The following is a 21,294-nucleotide window of genomic DNA, read 5'->3' as shown; positions in this document are numbered from 1 at the left end:
CCATAATATTTGGTCACATCATCAGCAGTTAATATGAAGTCATCTTCAATGGAAATTGGATATTCAATTTCAAATCCTTCATATATTTTGTCTCCTCCATACATAATGGATGCATTATAATCGCCTGGAGGAACATCACTTAAGTCAAATGTAGCAATACCATCTTCAATAGGTGCAACAATAGTTTCCTCACCTATTAATAAAGTAATATCACCGGTTGCATTTTCAGGAACTTCAACAGTTAATGTTTTATCATCTAAAGTCACATCAGGTTCATATTGGATTTTTGAAACTGTAACTGTAACGTTAGTTGAGTTTATAACATATACTTTTCCGTCACCTACAGTTACGGTAATGATTGCAGTACCTTGACCTACAGCTGTAACTGTACCGTTTTCATCTACAGTAGCAACAGATTCATCACTGGAACTATAATTGAGAGTTAAATATTTCAAGAATGCAGGATCAGTAGTTGCATCAATGGAATAGGTATCCTCAACAATTAAATCCAAAGTATCATTGTCAACACTGACGCTTGCATCTCTTAAGCTTACATTGACTGTAATGGTTTTGTTTTCAGCAGCGGCATGTCTTATGTCACCGTCGAATGATACGGTTATGGTTGCGCTACCTTCACCAACAGCAACAATTTCACCTAATATTACAACAGCAACACTTGAATTGCTTGAAGTGTAAGTCAATGTAAGGTCTAAACCAGGAGTTAAGTTAGCTCCGGCAGGAACAACATCAAGTACTTTCATGTCAATTGTAGTGTTTTCAACTGTGATTTCGGTAGGTATCTTATTAACGATTACATTGATTGTTTTGTTTTCAGCAGCAGCATATCTCGCAGTACCGTTGAATGAAACTGTAATGGTAGCTTCACCTTCACCCACTGCAATAATTTCTCCTAATACAACAATAGCAACACTTGAATTGCTTGAAACGTAATCCAAGTAGAGGTTTGAAGCATTATTAGTTAAATTAGCACCGGTTGGAGCAATATCCAATGGAGCCATTTCAATGGTTGCGTTTTCAATTGTGATTTCTGTTGGTATTTTTTTAACTGTTACTTCAATGGTTTTGTTTTCAGCAGCAGCATATCTTGTAGTACCGTTGAATGAAACTGTAATGGTAGCTTCACCTTCGCTGACTGCGATAATTTCTCCTAATATTACAGTAGCAACGCTTGAATTGCTTGAAGTGTAAGTCAACAAGAGGTTTGAAGCATTAGTTAAATTAGCACCGGTTGGAGCAATATCCAATGGAACCATTTCAATAGCAGTGCTTTCAACAGTGATTTCAGTAGGTATTTTAGTAACAATCACGTCAATTGTTTTGTTTTTAGCAGCAGCATATCTTGTAGTGCCGTTGAATGAAACTGTAATGGTAGCTTCACCTTCACTGAGTGCAACGATTTCTCCTAATATTACAGTAGCAACGCTTGAATTGCTTGAAGTGTAAGTCAACAAGAGGTTTGAAGCATTAGTTAAATTAGCGCCGGTTGGAGTAATGTCCAATGGAGCCATTTCAATAGTGGTTTTTTCAACAGTGATTTCGGTAGGTATTTTAGTAACAATTACATCAATTGTTTTGTTTTCAGCAGCAGCATATCTTATGGTGCCGTCAAATGAAACAGTAATTGTAGCTTCACCTTCACTGAGTGCAACGATTTCTCCTAAAATAACTGTAGCAACACTTGAATTGCTTGAAGTGTAAGTTAATGTAAAGTCTAAACCAGGAGTTAAGTTAGCGCCTACAGGAGCAACATCAAACGGATTCATTTCAATTGTAGTGTTTTCAACAGTGATTTCGGTAGGTATTTTAGTAACGGTTACTTCAATTACCTTTTCAGAAGCAGCATATTTATTATCGCCCTCAAAGTAAACTGTAATGTTGGCTTTTCCTTCTCCAACAGCAATAATATAACCGAAGAGTACACTTGCAACACTGGAATCCGTTGAATTATATGTTAAATCACCAACATCAGGAGTTAAAGTAGCATTAATAGCAGAGAAATCCAATGGAGCCATATCCAGAGTAGTGTTTGCAACAGTAATTTCAGTAGGTATTCTGCTTACGGTAACAGTTACAGTTGTTGAATTTATAGCAAATATTTTACCATCACCAACTTCAACAGTAATGATTGCAGTACCTTCACCGACTGCAGTAACAGTACCAGTTTCATCTACAGTAGCTACATCCTCATTACTGGATGAGTAATTAATGAAATAATCTTTTAAGAAGTCCGGAACAGTAGTTGCGTTAATGGCATAAGTATCTTCAACAAATAAATCCAAAGTATCATTGTCAACACTTACGCTAGCATCATTTAATCTTACATTGACAGTTATAGTTCTATTTTCAGCAGCAGCATATATCTCATCACCATCAAATGAAACGGTAATTATAGCACTACCTTCACCGACAGGAATAATGCTGTCATTATAAATTTGAACTATACTGGAATTACTTGAAGTGTAAGATAAATTGCCTGCTTCAGCAGGATCTAAAGTAGCAACATCCGGAATAAACTCAAGCACTGTAACATTCAAAGTATCGTTTAAAAGAGTAATTTCAGTAGGTCTTTTGGAAACGGTTACTTCAATGGTTTTGTTTTCAGCAGCAGCATATGTATCATCACCATCAAATGAAACGGTAATTATAGCACTACCTTCACCGACAGCAATAATTCTGCCATAGATTGCAACTGCAACACTTGAGTTGCTTGAATTATAACTTAAATAACCCGCATCAGCAGGAGTTAAGTTAGCTCCGGCAGGAACATTATCAAGCACAAGCATATCTAAAGTAGAGTTTTCGACACTGATTTCGGTAGGTATTTTATCGTTTTCTATATTTACGGTGTAGTATTTATTTAAAAATGTACCGGTTACACTACCGTTTCCGCTTTCAGAAGGAGTGTAGACTATTTCGTCATCTGTTAATGCAACAGCCCTATTCAATGTTCCAAGTGTTGAACTTAACTGTAAAAATATATAAACTGGTCCGTCATATTCTTCAACTCCTGAACCATCCTTGAATGAAGAAAATTTAAATGTAACTGTTGATTTTTGGTTTAATGTAATTGCAGCAGGATTAGCTGTTGCATTCAAGAATAACCAATTATCCATGACATAAAATACATCCGGATTTTCATCGTAGTTTGTAGCGTTGTTTCCAAACCAGTTATCTGTCAATTCAATAAGTCCACCTTCTTTAGTAATTATTGAACGAGCATCATTGTCCACTATAATGGAGTCCCTGATAATATTGTCAGAAATAGGATTTCCGAAATAAATAAGATAATTGGTTGCAGTATTATTATAAAATACAGAACTTTCAATAGTATTTGATGATGTATTACCGGTAATGGCCATTGCACTGGTATAAAGTGCACTGTTTTCTACAAATAGTGTATTGGTGAATCTTGTATTTTCCATTCCATTATCGAAGTTTAGAGCTCCACCTCCACATCCAGGAGCGCTGTTTTTATAAAACAAGACTTCTTCAAATGTTGTATCATCAGCTAGTTTATAGAAATTGATAGCACCACCATCAACTGTTTTAGCTACATTATTTATAAAATCTACATTTTCAAAGGTATTTGATGAAGACTTACCGGTCACATATAATGCTCCACCATTCTCTTTTGCAGTATTGTTTGTAAAGTTAACATTTTTGAAGGTATTTCCTTGTGTAATATATTCCCAGTTTAATGCACCAAATCTTACAGCACCACCATCAGCTGTTTTAGCTACATTATTTATAAATTCTACATTTTCAAAGGTATTTGATCTGGTTTCTTTTGTAACAAATAATGCTCCACCATTATTATTTGCAGTATTATTCTCAAATAAAACATTTTTAAATGTGGTGTCAGCTAAATCAGAGTGAGCATGTGGACCAATGTTTATTGCTCCACCGTCATGTTCTAAAGCAGTGTTATTTATAAATTGGGTGTTTTCAAAGGTGAGTGATGAAATTGTTTTGGTAATACCTATTGCACCACCAGTCATAGCAGAATTATCAATAAAGTAAGTATTGTTGAATATGGAATTTTCTATTCCGTTATCTATGTTTATTGCTCCACCTGCGTTTACTTCAGCACGATTATTATGGAATAAAACATTATCAAATGTTGCACTAGATACTTTACCCAAGAAATTGATAGCACCACCATCTTGAGTTTTAGCGATATTATTTATAAAATTTATATCTTCAAAGGTATTTGATGTAGACTTACCGGTCACATATAATGCTCCACCATTCTCTTTTGCAGTATTGTTTGTAAAGTTAACATTTTTGAAGGTATTTTTTTCTGTAGTGTAGCCACTATTTGCACCAAATTTTATTGCACCACCATCAGCCCTATCAGCCTCAGCATTTGTTCCTGCTGCATTATTTATAAACTCTACGTTTTCAAAGGTGTTTGATAAAGTATTAGCAGTAACATATATTGCTCCACCTTCTTTAGCAGCAGTATTATTCTCAAATAAAACATTTTTAAATGTGGTGTTAGCTAAATCAGAGTGACCCCACGGACCAATGTTTATTGCTCCACCGTCATCTACTAAAGCAGTGTTATTTATAAATTTGGTGTTTTCAAAGGTGAGTGATGAAATTGTTCCAGTAATACCTATTGCACCACCTGTCTTAGCAGAATTATCAATAAAGTAAGTATTGTTGAATATGGAATTTTTTATTCCATCATCTATGTTTATTGCTCCACCCACGCTTTTTTCAGCACGATTATTAGAGAATAAAACATTATCAAATGTTGCACCATCTACTTTGTCATGGAAATTGATAGCACCACCATCACGTCGTTTACCTGTATTACTAGTAGCAACATTATTTGCAAACATTATATTTTTAAAGGTATCTGATGTGGATGTTTCTGTCATATATAAAGCTCCACCGTTACCATCAATACCGATGTTATCTATAAATATTATATTTTCAAATAGATTGTTTTCGGATGCTCTATAGAAACGGACAGCACCACCATTAAATTTAGCAGTATTATTTATGAAATTTAGGTTCGTAAATTTACTGTCGGATAAAGCTGAAATTATATTAATTGCTCCACCATGACTAGCAGTATTTCCGTTTTTAAAAGTTATATTGTCTAGGATTATACCGCTATTAACATTATTAATTTCAAAAATTCTAAGATCATTACGGTTTAATGCATCAATTGTATGTCCATTTCCATTAATGGTTATTGGATTATTAATCTTTATTGCATAATCTTCAAATGTAGCATCCCATTGAAAATCCTTCGTTAAATTAATAGTGGCGTTTCCACTATTAACCATTGCCTGTAATTCTGTAAAGGTACCCGGTTCATCAGCACCCAAAATTTCGTTCTCGCTAGAAGATATGGCTAATATATCTCCATTAGCATCTAAGTTACTTGTATCCCCAATATTTGTCTGAGCAACATCTTCAGCTGCCGATACACAGGCCGCAGAAAGAATAATTGCAATCAAACAAATAAAAAATACTATTTTCTTGTTCATGATAAATATCATCCCTTTATTTATTATATGGCAAAAATTGTCATACATTTTTTATCTTTGTTAATAAATATATAATATATTTTACTAAATGATTTTTTGAAAAACCTTTTTGATTTGAAACATTTTAATGAATGATTGTTTAGAATTATTGATTCTATTTAAAAACCGTTAAATTTAATAAATAGTTGGATTAAAAACCTTTATTATATATCAGGTGGTCAATTATGGATTTATCGAAACTGGTCTTAAATTCTTTTAAATATCCATTCAGAAACATTAAAAAATTACCGGTTTTGTGCCTATTATTTGTTTTCATTGCAATAATTCCTATCGGCATGATTGCAAACAATAATTATATTACTGCCATTGGAGTGATTGCATTCTTTTTATTCATACTGCTTGTGCCGGGATATTTTTTATCCATGATTAAGCTAGGTTCAAGCCAGTCAGCAATGCTTCCATCATTCAATTTAGTCAACAACATATATGATTCCATTAGGGTGCTGTTTTTGAGAATAGTCTATATGATTGTTCCGGCTGCTTTATTTTTAATTGCATTAATGGTATTTGGCCCTACAAGCAGAAATCTAATTAATAATTTTAAGATAATTGAATTTTTAGCCACAGTCGGATTCGTATTTTTGCTTATTTTAATCGTGTATCTTGTATTTGAATTCCTATTATTCTTTGCAAAAGCAAGATTGGCTTACTTCAATAGTTTGTCTGAAGCATTAAATATGAAAAAGGTAGTAAGGGATATCAGAAACATAGGTATTGTTAACATAATCAAATGGCTAATCGTAATGGCGATTCTATTGAATGTGATTGCTTTTATCTCTTCATATGTAATGTCAATTCCATATGTCGGATTTCTAATATATGGATGTATTGTTATTCCGATAATTGAAAGCATAGCCAATTATTCTCTGGGATTATTATATTCCAATATTGCCAGGAATTATGATGATTCTAATTTTAAACGAATTGATAAACAAAAAACAGCAATGCAAAAAGATTAAAAAAAATAATTGAAGAATCTATCGGATGATAGAAACTTCATGACTCGGCAGCTGATGGAGAATTTCTGCTTGGAAGATATACTGCAAGCACCAGAAGTGATCCTAGAACCGCAAATACTATTCCTACAGTATACATCATATTGATTCCGCCAAGGCTTAATGCCCAGCCGCCTACAGCACTGCCTAAAACCATTGCAACAGCTTCAGTCATTGACATGATGGACTGGCCTGTAGCCTTATCCTCTTTGCCAACACCTTCATCGGCAAAGTGGGTTTTTGAAGCTATAAGAAGAGCAAAGGATACACTTTGAAGTATCTGAACAGCATATATAAACAGCACATTTGTTGCAAAAAGATAAAGGATTCCCCTTAACACAAAAAACAGACAGGCAACAAAGATTAAAAGCTGTGTAGAAACATTGAACTTTTTCACAAATCTTTCATATAAAAAGAGCACCGGAAGTTCAGAAACTGCAGCTATTGCCAGAGCCAAACCAAGTTCATCGCTGTTTTCACCAACATGTTCAATCATCCGGATAAGGAAAGAATTGACAATATTGTGAAGAATCAATACCATGCATATGCCTATAGCCATCAGAATAAAGTATTTATTCCTTATAATAAAATCCCTGCTTATAAATGATGTTTTTGATGGTTCATTGTCACCGGATCCGTATGTGGAGCCAAGGTTGGGAAGTATTATTGTAGAGAAAATAAAAAGTATGCTCACTACAACCCCAAATATTGGAATGTATATTATTCCCATCTGATCGGTGAATATGCCTATTATATAGGAAACGGCAGCAAAAACAAGTGACCCTACTCCCCTGGCCACACCGAAGTTAACCGGACGGCCATGGGCAGTATAATAAAAGCTTGAAATGTTTACTAAAGGACCCATTCCCAGAGTAATGATTATGAATACGGCATAAAGGCCTCCAAGCATTAAGGCACCTATATTGATTAACTGACCTATAAGAATCAGAACGCAGACAATAAGTTCCAATACGCCCAGTACAATCAGCAGATTTCTCCAGTACCATTTCGGATGTGTATCAATGATTCGCCCGAGTATTCCCTGAAGGATAAATCCTATAACTGCAGATATTGAAACTATTGTTCCTATCGTAGAATCCTGAAGTCCAAACATTCCCAGATATAATACGACATAACTCAGGGATATGCAGTTTAGGGAAAAGTATGTTCCCATCAGTATACGGACCTTTCCGTTTTCGTTCATTAGGCTCATTCAGCACCATCCGTTTCCAGGCAAATCTGGGTCTTCAGGCATTCCCGGAAGTATAAGACCTCCGTCAACCCTCAATGTTACTCCGGTTATATATGATGCCTTTTCAGATATCAGGAAAGCTATTGCATTGCCTATGTCTTCTGGAAGTCCTGCCCTCTTAAGGGGAATTTTCGGTCCAAGGGCATCCCAGAAATCATTTTCAACGGCTTCAGGGTTTTCCAAAAATTCTTCATCCCAGAAATAATCTGTTTCTGCCCCTTCTTTAATATCCAAAAGCTCCTCTTTGCTTCGAACTCTGATTGCGCCTGGAGCGACATTGTTAATTCTAATTCCATATGATGATACATCAAGGGCAAATGCCTCTGCCATGCGGTTCAGTGCAGATTTGATTCCGCAGTAGATACCCGCATTGGGATATACCCTTTCGCCTCTTGATGAAGTTATATTTATGATATTTCCCTTGATTTCATTGTCTATCATGTATCTTGCAGCATAATGCATCATCAGCACATATGCCTTCAGGTCCAAATCGATAAGATACTCCAGGTTGTCTTCGGTAATGTCCTGGAGAGGGCGTGGCTTATTTACTCCCGCATTATTTACCAGAAGATCCAATGTGCCCATATCATTTACTGCCTTGTCGAAGAGCTCTTTTGCAGAACCTTTCTTTGTAAGGTCAGCTTCATAAGCCCAGCATTCAGCTCCCCTTTCGCGAAGCAATTCTTTTGTCTTTTCAAGGGCGGTTTCATAATTTTCCATTCCTGAAAAATAGGAAAATGCTATATCATATCCTTCTTCTGCAAGAACCAAAGCTATTCCTCTACCCATACCATATTCAGCACCTGTTATAAGCGCTTTTTTTCTTCCCATAATAATCACCATATTATTTTGAAGTATTTCCTGAATTTGGAGCATGTGTCAGTTTATTTTTATTCATAGTTGAATTGAATTCATTCAATACCGTATTGTCCTTTATTATCTGTACTGAAACATGGTCTATGTCAACATAATTTTCTGTATAGTAACTGCCTAATGTTGAGGCAAAATTATAATTCTGGTCATCCTTAAAGTCAGATAATTTTTTAACGGATGAAGTTATTTCACTTCCATTGGAATTGTAATAAATCGTTTTAACCATGAAATTCTTATCATCACTAGGGTAATTGAGAATATAGCCATTTACATTATATGAATAATGAGTTTTACCGTCATAATCATAATCATCAACATAAACCTGATCGAAAGTTATTGTTATATTCTGCTGGCTATTTTCGCTGCCTCCTGAACCGAAGACAAAAAATCCTACAGCAGCAATGGCAATTACAATAACAATCATGATTATGCAGCCCAATGCCACATTGCCTTTTTCACTATCACTGGAAGCAGGAGGCTTTTGAACCGGCTTTTCCTCTTCCTTTACCTTATTGACCGGAACGTCCGTCAGGTCATATGCACATTCGATGCAGAACTTTGCATTATCCGGCGAGTTCACACCACAGTTAGGACATGTTTTGCTCATAATTTATCCCCATTGATTGTTAATAACATATATGTATAATTTATATTATTATATTTTTTCAAAAGATAATCTTTATTTTATCATTAATTGTTTAATACTATATAATTAATTATTATTACATCATTCAAGATAAACAAAAGTTTTTTATATTGTCTTCAATAAAAATTTTATTATATTATAAAAATATTTATTTAGTGTGTGTTTATGGATAATAGGAAGCTTATTTTAATTTTTGGCATTTTTTTGATTTTCATCTCTGTGGCAAGCGTTTACACTGCAGATTCCAGTCTGAAATCAGTGAATTCGAACTACCTTCCGGAAGGTCTTGACGAAAATGATTTGACCGGATGCTGTTCAATCGCATACCAATTAGAGGGAAACAACAGTACTTTTGCATTCAGAAGAGATGCGGGTTATTCTGCAAATATTTTAATTGAAGAAATAGACTGGCATGGAAAACCTGCAGTCAAACAGTATAAGACAGATGGAGAATACTTCTGTCAGGTTATCGTAACTAATGACGGATGGATCATAGGTTTCGGCGGGCTTGACGATGGTGACAACAATAAAAGAATAGAGGAAATTACTGCAGATATGGTTTTAAACAATACCATTGATAATTCCACTTTGCAGCAGATTCAGGATATTAAAAACCCTTATGGAAGAGGACATGCACTCATTAAAGCTCCTGATGGAAGATATGGTGTGGCAATGGCAACCACCCATTATACAGGCCATCTCAATCCCGGAGAATATATTTCAATTCCAAACAAGCCTGAATATTCAAGGTCAGGAAACATTTCTCTTAACAACACCAATCATGTTGGAGAAATGCATCAGCTTGAAACCACAGATGCCTATGGAGTGGTGAGAAGAGACGTCACGGTTTTCGATTACCATCAGATTGACAACGGCACATTTAAGGGAAATCTTATAAACATTACCGCATCCAACGATAACGGTTCAGTATATAATATCCGTAACAATGTCCACGATACGGATGATATTCACTTTAACGGTACTGTAATTGAAGGAAGTAAACTTCCTATGGCTCCTAAATTTATGAACATAGGCACTGTTATGTATTCCGGTAATCAGGGGGACAATAATTGGGGATTCGGATTAAATTTAGTCTTCTATCTGATTTTGGTTGCAATAATTATAATACTCTTTGTTATAATTATCAGAATGATTAATAGAATAAGAAATAATAGAAGAAGGAAAAAGTATAACCAATACTATAATGACCGTTACAGATATAGATAGATTCTATATCTCTCTTTTTTTTATTCTTCTTCTTTTTTAATAAGACATTTGCTTGATTTTTTTATATAGCAGTTGTTGCATGTAATGCACAATGATTCAACTTCGCTTCCATCCTTCCACTGGCTTAAAAATGTTGGATTGAATACAAATGGTCTTTGCATGGATACAAAATCAATGTTTGTGCTGTTGATTAATTCATTGACTGATGCCTTATCAGACAGTCCCCCTCCCAGAATTACCGGAATGCTGACTTCAGATGCTATTTCATCGGTGATGTCAAATAGGACATTCTTGTTTTTTGAGTCCTTTGTAAAGTACTTAGGAGAAAAGGGTTTAGTTATCTGAAGGCTGTCGGCACCTACCTTTTCAAGCAGTTTTGCCATTTCGAGTATATCCTCCTGCACATTCAAGCGGCAGCTGACGTGGAGATTGGTTGTATCCTTGATTACCTTAATCAGCTCCAGCACCATCCTCATTCGGTTTAGGGTATTTCCTCCATATTCATCTTTTCTTGTGTTTTCCTTAGGATCAATCACCTTTGAAAAATAATAGTTATTTCCCATGGCAAGCTGAATGCCGTCAAAATCTGCAAAGGATATTTTTTTGGAAGCTACAATAAAGTCTGATTGAATCTGCCTTATGTCTTCAATTTCCAAATCATTCACAGCAATGTTCTGTTTTCCGTTAACGTTGCAGTTTACAAAACCTAATTGAGCAAGTATAGGAACCTCATGCTCATGGGTGATGCCTGTGAGGTACTTGAACTCCTTTATGAAGGCAGGACTGTTGATTGAATGGGAATAGTCACTGAATCTGTCATGTGCATACATTGATATCAGTTCAGTCGTTATGAGTCCCACATGGTTTTTGGCAAGCCTTTCATATCTTAAAAATATTTCAGGAGACAGTTTGCCCAGTTCCTTCTGGGATTCCCACAGTCCTGTTCTTATTATTCGGCTCTTAAGCTTAAATTCTGCGAAATCACACTCATCAAATATGTCTTTCATATTAATCACTTAACAACAATATTATGTTCATATGTACAAGGGTTAAATTCATTATCTCCCTTAAAGGAAAAATTGCCGTAATAGTTATTGTTTCCACTATCCGGAACATTCCTGATGTTTTCAATTGTAAACATACCATTGCCGTCTGTTGTAACATTCAAAAGGGTTGTACTGTTGTCTCCGGCTCTGTGATAATAAACTGTCTTGTTTGGCACTCCTCTGGAATATGCATCCATCAGAAATCCGTGGATAGTTCCGTTTTCTGTGGCCTCTGTTTCATTGATTACAATAAATGTGTTTACATCATGGCTAAGCTGATAGAAAAAGATTGCAAAGCATATGACTGCCAGAACTATTAAAATTAATAAGTATTTGTTGTCCATGATGAATTATTTATACTAAATTATATTTAACTTTAAGTGGTGTTCAAAAAAAAATTAAAAGTCGGTTGTTAAAGTTAATTAACAACCTTCATTCGACATTATACTTTTTTGTATGTGTCAGCAAGATGTTCTACCTGAGTCAGGTTGTTTCCTTCAATCGTAATGAGATTGCCACCATCACTCTTGGTCAAGATATATTTCATCGGCGTTATAGGATCAGGAACAGAACTTGTGTCGAGCTCTATCCATCCACTGTGGTTTCCTAGTGCTTTACCGCTGCTTGCAACTATTTTTTCTGCATATTCTTGAGCGCCGCTGACAAGAGTACCGTTAGTTGTTGTTACACGATAAGTTGTGTTGGTAGCGTTGGAAGTTATATCGTGTGTAATTTCCAAAATGGTACCGTCATTAATGGTCGTATTGTTTTTAATGACTGCATCTTCAGGTAATTGAAGTGAAAATACCTTGTCGAATGTTACTGTCTTGTTTGCAGGAGCAGCAGGTCCTCCTAAAAAGTCAAATAATCCTGCGCTAGCAACGCTTAAACAGCAGAACACTGCAAATACAACAATTGCTATTGCAAATAATTTTTTTCTGTCCATATTATTAACTCCATTTAATTTTTTAAAATGTTTATTTTTAATTCAATTCATATGTTTGAGGTTTAAAAAAACCTGCAAGCATATAAATTATTATTTATGAACATCTGCTTATATAGTTTACTGATTAACTAACAATAATTTTCAATATTGAAAGTTTTATTAAACATAAAATGGATTTGGATAAAATGAGTTAACCTTCATTCAAAATCAGGTCCCTTACCTTTTCAGATAGTCTGTCATCATACTGCTTGGAGGTTATGCAGATGTTTTTTGCGAATTCCTCCTCCAGCATTATTATTCTTGGTTCGACCTTAACATAGAGCCTGTCGCCTAAAATGTCATCTATCACTGAAACCGATTCTTTTATGAATTGTCTGTGTGATTTGATTAATGTCGGGCTTGACAGAACATAATCCAGCATGATTTCTATGGATATGATATCAACCAGTTCAATGATTGGATATCCATAGAATTTAAGCATGCAAACCAGCTTTTCCAGTATTATCTTTAATTCAGGTGTTGGCTGTGAATTCAAAAGCTGACTCAGATAGTAATCAATGATTTCCTTCACGACCTTCCCACAGCAAGGCTGTCAGAATGCAGTCTGAATCTGCAAATGCCATCCATAACCATTTTTTAAGAAAATCTTCTCTTGTCATGAGACTTGATATGTAATTTAATATATAAATGGAAAGTCCTAGAGAGCATTTGACGAGTATTCAGAATGAAAAGAAATAATATCTGTTGACAGGTTTATTGTTTCTGCTGTACTGTTCGCTCCTATAGTCCTGTTCTTCCTGGGCAATCTGGCTTTGGTAATCGTTTGAAGCCTGATTCAGGCGTGATGAAAACTCATCATGAGACATTGTCTGTTCGGGTGTTTTTGATATTACATTTTGAATGTCATCATTCACGTAGGTATCGTTGAAGCATATGAGAAAGATCTGATTTCCTGTAGCGAAATATACTGTGGTATATGGCTTTGAATTGTACTGCCTTAAAATTACAACGGCATCATGGCCTGCAATTGAGGTCTCTTCCACTGACTTGGCCCCGTCAAGGTCATCCCCGAAGTTGATTCTCAGATTTTTGGAATCGTCCAGGTTCAGAATGCGGAAAATATGGCCGCTTTGATATACATATGATGTTGGCTTTTCAGTGCCGTGTTCATACTGGTGTGGTATTTCAAAGGCAACTCCCTTGATTGTTACGTTTTGGGCTGCAGCGCAGGGAATTAAAATCAAGAGAATAATTAATAATATGATTATCTTTTTCATAATAATCATTATGTGGCAATTGAATATTTAATCCTTTAGAGCGTCCTCAACAGTGTAGCAGGAATTGTCTTTCTCAATTGCCTTTTCCACTTCAAAGCTGCAGACTATGTTATATATGTCCTGGTCGAATGATTTGGCTGAATATTCATCAATAACCCTTTCAAACTGGTTGGATCTTCTAAGCAAATCCGCCCTTTGAATCATCATGTCATCATTCAAATCAAGACAGTCCAAGTATTTGAGGGATTCTTTTCTAATCATTACGGCATTTTCCTCATCTTCCCCGTCGTCGCATGCCCATGCGCAGTGAAGGAGAGCGTAAAACTTTTCTTCATTTTCTGACGCTATAAGATACTGGCGGTAGAATCTTTCAGAGAGAGGGTGTTTGAATTTATGAAAATCGCAGTTTCTGTAAGAATCGCTCTTTAAAAAATCTTCGGTGATTTCCGGTGTCTTTTCAAAATCAGATGCTACATATCCGCAATGAGGGCATTCCTGTACCCATGTGTTCATGGTGCTTCTCCTCATTTCAGGAGGCCTCAGGTCAAGGTCAGGTGACCCCCACATGTTTGTGGACATGATTATATTAATTTCAACTATATTTTTGCATAGGGGACATGTAATTTCAACTTGATCAATCGTGGTCATTGTATTTCACCACTAATACTTGTGTTGTCCCTACTATTTAAACATATCTTATACACAAAATAATAATATGATGGTGAAGCTATTCACCATCTTCTTCAACAAATTCAATTTCATTTTCCTTTGCATATGACTTGACTTCAGACAAAGCCTTTATCAAATCATCTTCCGCCAATTCACTTGAGAAGTAATATACGACAGGAATAGAATCATTTGCTGCAATGATTTCTAAATGACTGTCTTTCAATGCAATACTTTTGGTATTGTAGAGCTGGACATCATCAAGGATTTTTTCTGCGGATTCATCAAAGAGAACCTTGATTTGTGAATCCTCATACTCCTTTTCGAGAATGGCAAGGACTTCCTCATCGCTCAGGTTTTCTGCATTAAGTTGCATGTCCTGCAGCTTGTCCTTGAAAAGTCTTGCATTGTGCAGCTTTTCCTGAATTTCAGCCATTTCATGTTCCAGTTCCTTTTCTTCCTTTAATAGTGAATTGATGAATGCCTCGCTTCCGTGATTGTAATTTTCATACAGTTCCAATACTTCACGGGCACTTAATAATGAATTGTTTTTAAAGAATTCCTTGGTATGTGCCTTTACACGAATGCTTAAAGGTTTAAGTTTTTCCTTTTTGTTCTCAACATCCCCTTCATCAAAGGGAATGAATTCACGGCCGATTTTATAAAGTGACTCTATTCTTTCGGTGAACATGTTTTCGAAATCCTCATGGGAAAGTTCATCAGGCAGGTTCAGTCTTATTTCGCCCGGTTTATATCTTCCTCCGAATTTTTCACTTCCAAATCTGAATTCTTTAGTATCTTTTTCACTCATTTTATAAGCTCCTTTAAGTTTACTTTTTTCAAATTTGTGTACACAATTAATGATTGTATTTTATAGTATATAAATGTTTGTATTCACGATTAAAAAAAGTATACTTTTATGAAAAATAAGAATTCAAAATAAAAAAAAAGTATGCAGCTAGTATAACTGCATTTCATTTTCAAGAGCCTTTGCTTCCTGACGGTTTTTCTCATGCTCTTCAGCAGGGGAAAGATCCAGCGGCCTTGTATAAAAGAGTTCCAAATCATTGACTACTTCACAGACTGACATATGGAGAAGCTCCTTTAACGCCAGGGACTTTTGAATGTCAGTCAAATCGTCCTGTGAATATATCTCGTCATGATCCTTTTTATAGTCATTTCTGATTTTGTCCTCATCAAGAAGGACTTCAAGCTCATTTCTTTTGTATTTTTCGTCGCTCAATACCAGAAAGTTGACAAGTGATTCCCTTTCCTCGTCAAAATCATCATCAGGATTGGCAATGACGTTTCTGAAATACATGTTGACGGACTGGAAGATGTCTCTTGATTCTCTTCCTTCCAGAAGGTCTGATGAAATGATGTCAAAGCCGGATGAAATGTAATATTTGCCGTCTTCATATTTTGTGGCAAATACAAGCTCGATTTCCTCCTCGCCAATCATCTGTATCAGAGTTATGTCCTGGGCATTTTCAAAGCTTTCTCTTGCAAAAGTTGAATCTTTTAATTTATAATCGCAAAATCCGGATTTAAGGGTCTTTTCAACCTCATCAATCATGTCCGGTTCAATTTCTGTAAAGTTTTCATCTCTCATGTAAATAATCTCCCTTTTATTATAATTTATATTCATTAATTAATGAACTTTTTCCTGTGGGAAGCTATGAAGGTGTCGACTTCCCCTTCAATTTCATCAAGGGTGAGTGCAGGCTTATGTTCAATAAGGGAATTCAGAACAATAAGAACGCTTATGGCTTCGCCGGGATATAAATCAGTGAATTTTATGGACTGGTATCCTATATTGAAGGTTTCGCCGGCCTCTATTGTAAGGTTGGGATTGATGAAACCGGGATTCATCTCAGCTATAATTTCAGCTCCCCTGCTTAAATCCTCAAATGTCAGCTCCTTTCTGAAACCGTCAAGAAAGTCAAAGCTAATGTCATAATCCGATGATTCGAAATATTTGTCAGCGAAGAGATATGAAATGAAAACCTCCAGGTCGGAAATCCTGTACTTAATGCCATTCAGTATGAAATCCATATAGATACTATGAATGCAATATGCTAAATAGTTTTCATTTGGATGAGTTTTCTTGAAGGTTATTCAGAAAAGTTAAATAATGATTAAATTATAAATATAATATTACCAAATAAATTGGTAAAGTGATAAAATGAATAGAAAAATATTTGGATTGATATTGGGAATTGCAGCAGTACTTATTGTTGCAGCAGTTGCAATGGGGGCAGTCTCAGCAAACCCTACAGATGCAAAAATAGGAAATCAGACCTTCCACATACCTGACGGATTCAAGGAAGTAAACAGGACAAACGGCACAAATGAAACTTCAGTTCTTTTTGAAAAAGATAAGGCTACATCAATAATTATCAGTGTATCTCCAAAATTGAATACAAGTGATCTAGCCCAGGTTGCCGGTGATGTCAACAAGACCATCAGCGGAAAAAACGGAATATATAACGAAAAATTACATTGTTTCAGCTATAACAATGATGGAAACTACATACTCGTATTTGCTCCTGATGAAAACATGATTGCAGATATAATCAAATAATTTTTTTATTTTTTTCTTTTTCTTTTTTTTTAGCTTAAATGATTCATATATCTTTCAAGCTTATCTGGATTATTCAATGCCTCACCAACACCCGTTGTTAAAATAAGTGCTATTGCCTGGATGAAGTTCTCGTTTTCAAGCCTTGACTCGATTTCCAGATCAAGAGGCTCATAGTTCGGCCGGGCAGATGAATTTGAAAACTCATCCTTGATGTCCTGGCGGATATTGTCTGTTATGAACTCCTCAAGCATGTCCTTGATGTCATATGCAAAGGTGTTTGCAACAATAAGGGCATAGTCAATGTCGTCTTCCGAGTACATGTGGGATATCTCATTGAGCTTGTAGTTGAATGAGGAATAATCCTGAAATCCGTATAGGGCAAAGCGGCCTTCAACGGTATGTGCGCAGAACTCATCCATAAGATAGTTGAGGTCATTGTCCTCCAGAAGAATCTTGACGTATGATGAAATCAGCGGAGTGTCGTTGGTGTCAAGGATTTTCATCAAACTTTCTTTTAGGATCTTTTCCAGAATGAAATGTGAAAGCTCATGGATTATTGAAGTAATGATTAAGGGGTTGGGAAGCCTGTCGTCGATTTTGATTTCGCCGAATGAATAGTAGCCGAGGCGCCTTCCGATGGACTTGAAGGTAGTTTTTGTAAATGACTTTGAGAAAAGCAAAACCTTGTCTTTAGTTTCCAGATCGTTGAAGTCAATATGGTTTTCCTTAATGGTGTTTATCAGGTTCATCTGTGCATCCTGCTTTATTCTAATCAGTATATTTCTGTAGTCATCAGCTGACAGGTTGCATTTGACTATTTTATCAATGTTTTCATCTGTGAAAAAGTCTTTGGGATTGCTGAGGTAATTTCTGTAGATGTTTTCCTTGGGATATGTAATGGTGATGTCCCTGACGTCCGGCGCCTTTTGGGCTGATTCATAATAGGCATCCAGAATAATCTCTTTCTTTTCTGTCAATTCATATAATGCATCTTCAGCTATCTCCATATTGGATAAACGCCCTAATGACTTATTTTCACATATATCTTCAAAGGATTCGGAATGGCCTTTGGAGTAGAACAGCGGTTGAGGATTTTCGAATTCCTCCACACGATTTTTAAAAAATGAATTCAGTTCATTATAAATGTCTAAAAGAAAGTTCAAATCCTCAGATAAAGTCTCATCATCCAGATTATCATATGAATACCTTTTGGACAGTATGGAATATGAGTCTTCAATGATTTCGAAGTCTCTCAAGTCATGATTATTTAAGATATTTATCAAATATTTTCTGAGTGATATGTATTCCGAGTAGACTTTTAGTCTGGGAATGATTGACAACTCAACAGATGAATTTGAGGTGTCAAATTTATACTCGATAGTCAGTGCCTCTTGAAAATTATCGAAGCTTCCGTCAACTATATTGACCCATGGATTGTCGGCCCATGAAGCCTGACCGCAGAATGCCTTCACAACAAAACTGGAATTTAAATCTTTGATGAGATTATCGGACAATCTGCTTTCTATATCTGATTTATTCTTCTTAAAATCCTCTGTTTTTATCTGGGGATATATATCTAGAATTTCCCTGAAGTCATCTGCAAACATCATATTATATTATTGAATGCAATGTATATAAAATGTTAACATTTTAAAATATTTCGGTTAATCCTTCCCTTTTGATGAAATAGTCAAAGCAGTCATGTGAAAGAATCCTCTGTCTGTCAAAAACAATGACACCTGAATAGAACAGCCTGTTGTACTGGTTTTTAAGGGCATTGTCGATTTTATGAGCGGAAAGTCTGTTTGCCGAAACGTTTCTGTATGGAGAATAGCGGTTGATGAAAACAATTAATTTTATGTCAATGCATTCCAGAAATGCTCGAAAATCCTTTATTGGAATCTTTTTGTCCTTGCAGTACTCTTCATAGAGCCATGGAAGGCTTACAAGAATTGTCTCCAGAGGCTTGATTCTCAGGTCAAACTCAATGCTGTCTACAAAGTGATTCCTGATCAGGTCGAACTGCTTGAGAAAGCCGTCTGAGATATTTTCAACATTTTCCCGATTCTTTTCTTCAAGCTTATTGTAGAGAACGTCAAGAAGATTATATGTGGAAAATGAGCCTTTCATAGAGAAGTTCTTGAACTCTATCAGGTATAAGGTAAGCTTTCCATTTCTGTTTTCAAAGTGAACGGCATCAACCGTTTTCGGAAGATGTTTCTTTACCCTGCTGTACCTTTTGCACATGTCATCAAGTGAAAACATCCTGAAGTCGCTGGATATCAGAGGCTGTTTTTTGCCCGTCTTTGCCCTTGAGATTTCGGTTATTGAAAAGTAGTATTCATCCCTGAAGGATTCAAAAAAGTCAATGAATTCCTGGGTGTCAAGCAAATCCATCTAATCCAGCTCCTTTTCAAGCCTCAGCACATCCATCTGGAAATATGGGTCTCCGAGATTGTCATAGATTTCGCTCAGGTCATCTGTCTGTGAGATATCAAAAAGACCGTCGGTTTCTGACTTGCCGGTCATGTGATAGGTTGAATCATCACTCATGTCATAGTATTCTGCATATGTATTGACAGACTCGACAAAAAGCGGGCTGTGGGTATTTATGAAAACATTGACATTTAGCCTTTTGGCAATGAGAACAAGTATTTTTGCAAGCTTGAACTGCCAGTCGGGATGGAGATTGACTTCAGGCTCGTCGATTATTAGAAAAGAGTTCTTGCGAAGCTTGCGGTTTGCCAGAAGAAGCTGGATGATACCTATCTGTTTTATTCCGGAAGCCGTGTTTGACATGTCTGACTTTATGTCTGAGTTTGAAATGAACTTGAACTCGCCTCTTTCAAAGACAAATCTTCCGTTGATGATGTCCGCCACTTCATTTTCCAGGTCTATAATGTCGCTGTTGACCTTTTCATCAAAGACATCTCTGGTATTTCCTGTAAGGCTCTTTTTGAGAAAGTCCAGATGATATGTTGCCTTGTCGGTCTTTTCAAAGGTATCGAGAACTGAAAGCGAGTCCATGTAGAAGACATCACTGATAAGAACAGAAGGGCATTTCCTGAATGCGTCATTGTCGTTGAAGTCATGATTTTTAAAGTCTATTGTAATGTCGTCGATGGTAACGTAGCCGTTGAAATTGTCTGATGAAAATTCAGACTCGAGAAATCTTCTCATCAGGGATACGTAAAGCTCATAGGAATCATCTTCGACAATTCGGATAAGGTCATCGATTGTATTGAGCGTGTCGCTTGACTCCTCAAGCTCTTCTTCGGGAATGTCTGAGTCAAATAGGGAGTGCTTTAAATCCCTGTAATAGTTCAATACATCTTTAAAATTGTTTCTGTTTTTGAGGCTCGGAGTCCTGCGGTTGAAGCTCCTTGAAATGTAGTAGGCCTCTGATTCAATCAGGTCGGCTATGCTTTCATATGCAATTTCCTGACGGTTGAATGAGTTTGACCTTAAGAATGAGTACAGGAATTTGGACAGTGTTGATTTTCCCGTAGAGTTATGTCCTGCAATGACTGTAATTTTTGAAATGTTGACATCGGCTTCATTGATAGGTCCCATATCCTCCAAATGTAGTTTGATTGGCTTGACCATAATAACACCTTAAAGATAATTTATTCGGGATTGCATTTAAATTTTTATATTAGTATATATCATAGTCTCTGCTTAGTTTTAAATTATCCAGATCAACCTCAAATACTGCAGTATGGCCGTTGCCCATATCAAATCTCGCAAAAACATATATTTCATCTGTAAATAGAAAGTCATATCTGTTATCGTCCAGCCTTGATTCGTAGCCGCCGTCGCATTCCCTGAATCTGAATCCGGTTCTTATTTCAGTTTCCCTGATTGAGTCCTGAAATGCTTTTTCACTTAGCAGTTTTGTGTGGTCATGGGTGATTCCATAGTCTTCAAAAATTCTCGTTTCATGATATTCCTGATTATACTGACATGTATATGTGGTCTTGAAGTATTCATGCTCCTTTTCGAAAATGAAATCGACGTTGAGAAGATCATACTCTTCGATAGATTTAAGTACTGAGTGATTTGACTCCATCAGAATCATTGTCCTTGTAACCAGCGGGCCTATTGCCGATTTGTCATAGACAATCCTTTGTAAAATTTCACTGATTTTATCCTCCAATTCTTTATGTATGGGCTTTTCAAATGATTTTCCGCAGCTGA

Annotated in this window: 20 protein-coding genes; 3 read left to right on the top strand and 17 right to left on the bottom strand. The window is 36.0% G+C overall.

Features of this window, described 5'->3' with window-relative positions:
• Positions 1-5,525: Ig-like domain-containing protein (locus ACKI3Q_RS00610; RefSeq protein WP_407413277.1), on the bottom strand; the 5,525-nt coding region annotated here is incomplete at its 3' end.
• Between the two features lie 224 nt (positions 5,526-5,749).
• Between ACKI3Q_RS00610 and ACKI3Q_RS00605 the strand changes: the two genes are divergently transcribed.
• On the top strand, positions 5,750-6,544 hold the full coding sequence (locus tag ACKI3Q_RS00605) for a DUF4013 domain-containing protein (protein WP_407413275.1): 795 nt from the start codon (positions 5,750-5,752) through the stop codon (positions 6,542-6,544).
• Between the two features lie 37 nt (positions 6,545-6,581).
• Here ACKI3Q_RS00605 and ACKI3Q_RS00600 read toward each other — a convergent pair whose 3' ends face one another.
• From ACKI3Q_RS00600 to ACKI3Q_RS00590, 3 genes are read right to left on the bottom strand one after another with little or no spacing between them, the layout of a single operon-like run.
• Positions 6,582-7,784 carry an MFS transporter gene (locus ACKI3Q_RS00600; RefSeq protein WP_407413273.1) on the bottom strand — a complete coding sequence of 401 codons (1,203 nt, stop codon included), beginning with the start codon at positions 7,782-7,784 and terminating at the stop codon, positions 6,582-6,584.
• A gap of 9 nt (positions 7,785-7,793) precedes the next feature.
• Positions 7,794-8,708 (bottom strand): SDR family NAD(P)-dependent oxidoreductase, encoded by a 915-nt coding sequence (locus ACKI3Q_RS00595; protein ID WP_407413271.1) that lies wholly within the window; start codon positions 8,706-8,708, stop codon positions 7,794-7,796.
• Complete coding sequence (locus tag ACKI3Q_RS00590; RefSeq protein ID WP_407413269.1) at positions 8,677-9,312, bottom strand: hypothetical protein; 636 nt, start codon at positions 9,310-9,312, stop codon at positions 8,677-8,679. Before ACKI3Q_RS00590 ends, ACKI3Q_RS00595 begins: the two co-directional genes overlap by 32 nt.
• A gap of 204 nt (positions 9,313-9,516) precedes the next feature.
• On the opposite strand from ACKI3Q_RS00590, the gene ACKI3Q_RS00585 reads away from it, so the two are divergent.
• A complete protein-coding gene (locus ACKI3Q_RS00585; protein ID WP_407413268.1) occupies positions 9,517-10,578 on the top strand; it encodes a hypothetical protein in 1,062 nt (353 codons plus the stop codon).
• 20 nt (positions 10,579-10,598) lie between these two features.
• Here the strand turns inward: ACKI3Q_RS00585 and ACKI3Q_RS00580 are convergent, their stop codons facing one another.
• The 9 genes from ACKI3Q_RS00580 to ACKI3Q_RS00540 all read right to left on the bottom strand — a co-directional run bounded on the left by ACKI3Q_RS00580 (position 10,599) and on the right by ACKI3Q_RS00540 (position 16,568).
• Positions 10,599-11,585, bottom strand: a complete 987-nt coding sequence (locus ACKI3Q_RS00580; RefSeq protein ID WP_407413266.1) for a HisA/HisF-related TIM barrel protein — start codon at positions 11,583-11,585, stop codon at positions 10,599-10,601.
• A 5-nt stretch (positions 11,586-11,590) separates the two neighbouring features.
• The gene (locus ACKI3Q_RS00575) at positions 11,591-11,968 is read right to left on the bottom strand and encodes a hypothetical protein (RefSeq protein WP_407413264.1); all 378 of its coding nucleotides are present in this window, start codon (positions 11,966-11,968) and stop codon (positions 11,591-11,593) included.
• Positions 11,969-12,066: 98 nt separating this feature from the next.
• Positions 12,067-12,570: a hypothetical protein gene (locus tag ACKI3Q_RS00570; protein ID WP_407413262.1), complete on the bottom strand. Its 504-nt coding sequence runs from the start codon at positions 12,568-12,570 to the stop codon at positions 12,067-12,069.
• 190 nt (positions 12,571-12,760) lie between these two features.
• Positions 12,761-13,141 carry a hypothetical protein gene (locus ACKI3Q_RS00565; RefSeq protein ID WP_407413261.1) on the bottom strand — a complete coding sequence of 127 codons (381 nt, stop codon included), beginning with the start codon at positions 13,139-13,141 and terminating at the stop codon, positions 12,761-12,763.
• A 148-nt stretch (positions 13,142-13,289) separates the two neighbouring features.
• Positions 13,290-13,613 (bottom strand): hypothetical protein, encoded by a 324-nt coding sequence (locus tag ACKI3Q_RS00560; protein ID WP_407413259.1) that lies wholly within the window; start codon positions 13,611-13,613, stop codon positions 13,290-13,292.
• Between the two features lie 261 nt (positions 13,614-13,874).
• Positions 13,875-14,360, bottom strand: coding sequence for a hypothetical protein (locus tag ACKI3Q_RS00555; protein WP_407413257.1), 486 nt, complete (start codon positions 14,358-14,360; stop codon positions 13,875-13,877).
• 214 nt (positions 14,361-14,574) lie between these two features.
• Positions 14,575-15,324 carry a hypothetical protein gene (locus ACKI3Q_RS00550; RefSeq protein WP_407413255.1) on the bottom strand — a complete coding sequence of 250 codons (750 nt, stop codon included), beginning with the start codon at positions 15,322-15,324 and terminating at the stop codon, positions 14,575-14,577.
• A 147-nt stretch (positions 15,325-15,471) separates the two neighbouring features.
• Positions 15,472-16,125: a hypothetical protein gene (locus tag ACKI3Q_RS00545; protein WP_407413253.1), complete on the bottom strand. Its 654-nt coding sequence runs from the start codon at positions 16,123-16,125 to the stop codon at positions 15,472-15,474.
• Positions 16,126-16,160: 35 nt separating this feature from the next.
• A complete protein-coding gene (locus tag ACKI3Q_RS00540) occupies positions 16,161-16,568 on the bottom strand; it encodes a hypothetical protein (protein ID WP_407413251.1) in 408 nt (135 codons plus the stop codon).
• A 196-nt stretch (positions 16,569-16,764) separates the two neighbouring features.
• Between ACKI3Q_RS00540 and ACKI3Q_RS00535 the strand changes: the two genes are divergently transcribed.
• Positions 16,765-17,097, top strand: coding sequence for a hypothetical protein (locus ACKI3Q_RS00535; RefSeq protein ID WP_407413249.1), 333 nt, complete (start codon positions 16,765-16,767; stop codon positions 17,095-17,097).
• 29 nt (positions 17,098-17,126) lie between these two features.
• Here ACKI3Q_RS00535 and ACKI3Q_RS00530 read toward each other — a convergent pair whose 3' ends face one another.
• The 4 genes from ACKI3Q_RS00530 to ACKI3Q_RS00515 are packed head-to-tail and all read right to left on the bottom strand — an operon-like array spanning position 17,127 to position 21,166.
• Positions 17,127-18,707 carry a hypothetical protein gene (locus ACKI3Q_RS00530; RefSeq protein ID WP_407413247.1) on the bottom strand — a complete coding sequence of 527 codons (1,581 nt, stop codon included), beginning with the start codon at positions 18,705-18,707 and terminating at the stop codon, positions 17,127-17,129.
• 40 nt (positions 18,708-18,747) lie between these two features.
• Positions 18,748-19,494, bottom strand: a complete 747-nt coding sequence (locus tag ACKI3Q_RS00525; RefSeq protein ID WP_407413245.1) for a hypothetical protein — start codon at positions 19,492-19,494, stop codon at positions 18,748-18,750.
• Positions 19,495-20,703 (bottom strand): AAA family ATPase, encoded by a 1,209-nt coding sequence (locus ACKI3Q_RS00520; protein ID WP_407413243.1) that lies wholly within the window; start codon positions 20,701-20,703, stop codon positions 19,495-19,497.
• Positions 20,704-20,752: 49 nt separating this feature from the next.
• Complete coding sequence (locus tag ACKI3Q_RS00515) at positions 20,753-21,166, bottom strand: hypothetical protein (protein WP_407413241.1); 414 nt, start codon at positions 21,164-21,166, stop codon at positions 20,753-20,755.
• Positions 21,167-21,294: the final 128 nt, after the last annotated feature.

Origin of the sequence: Methanobrevibacter sp., from assembly GCF_045636185.1 — an archaeon.
GTDB lineage: Archaea > Methanobacteriota > Methanobacteria > Methanobacteriales > Methanobacteriaceae > Methanocatella.
Note: the sequence above shows the minus strand (reverse complement) of the source record. Positions and strands in the feature narration are given on the sequence as shown.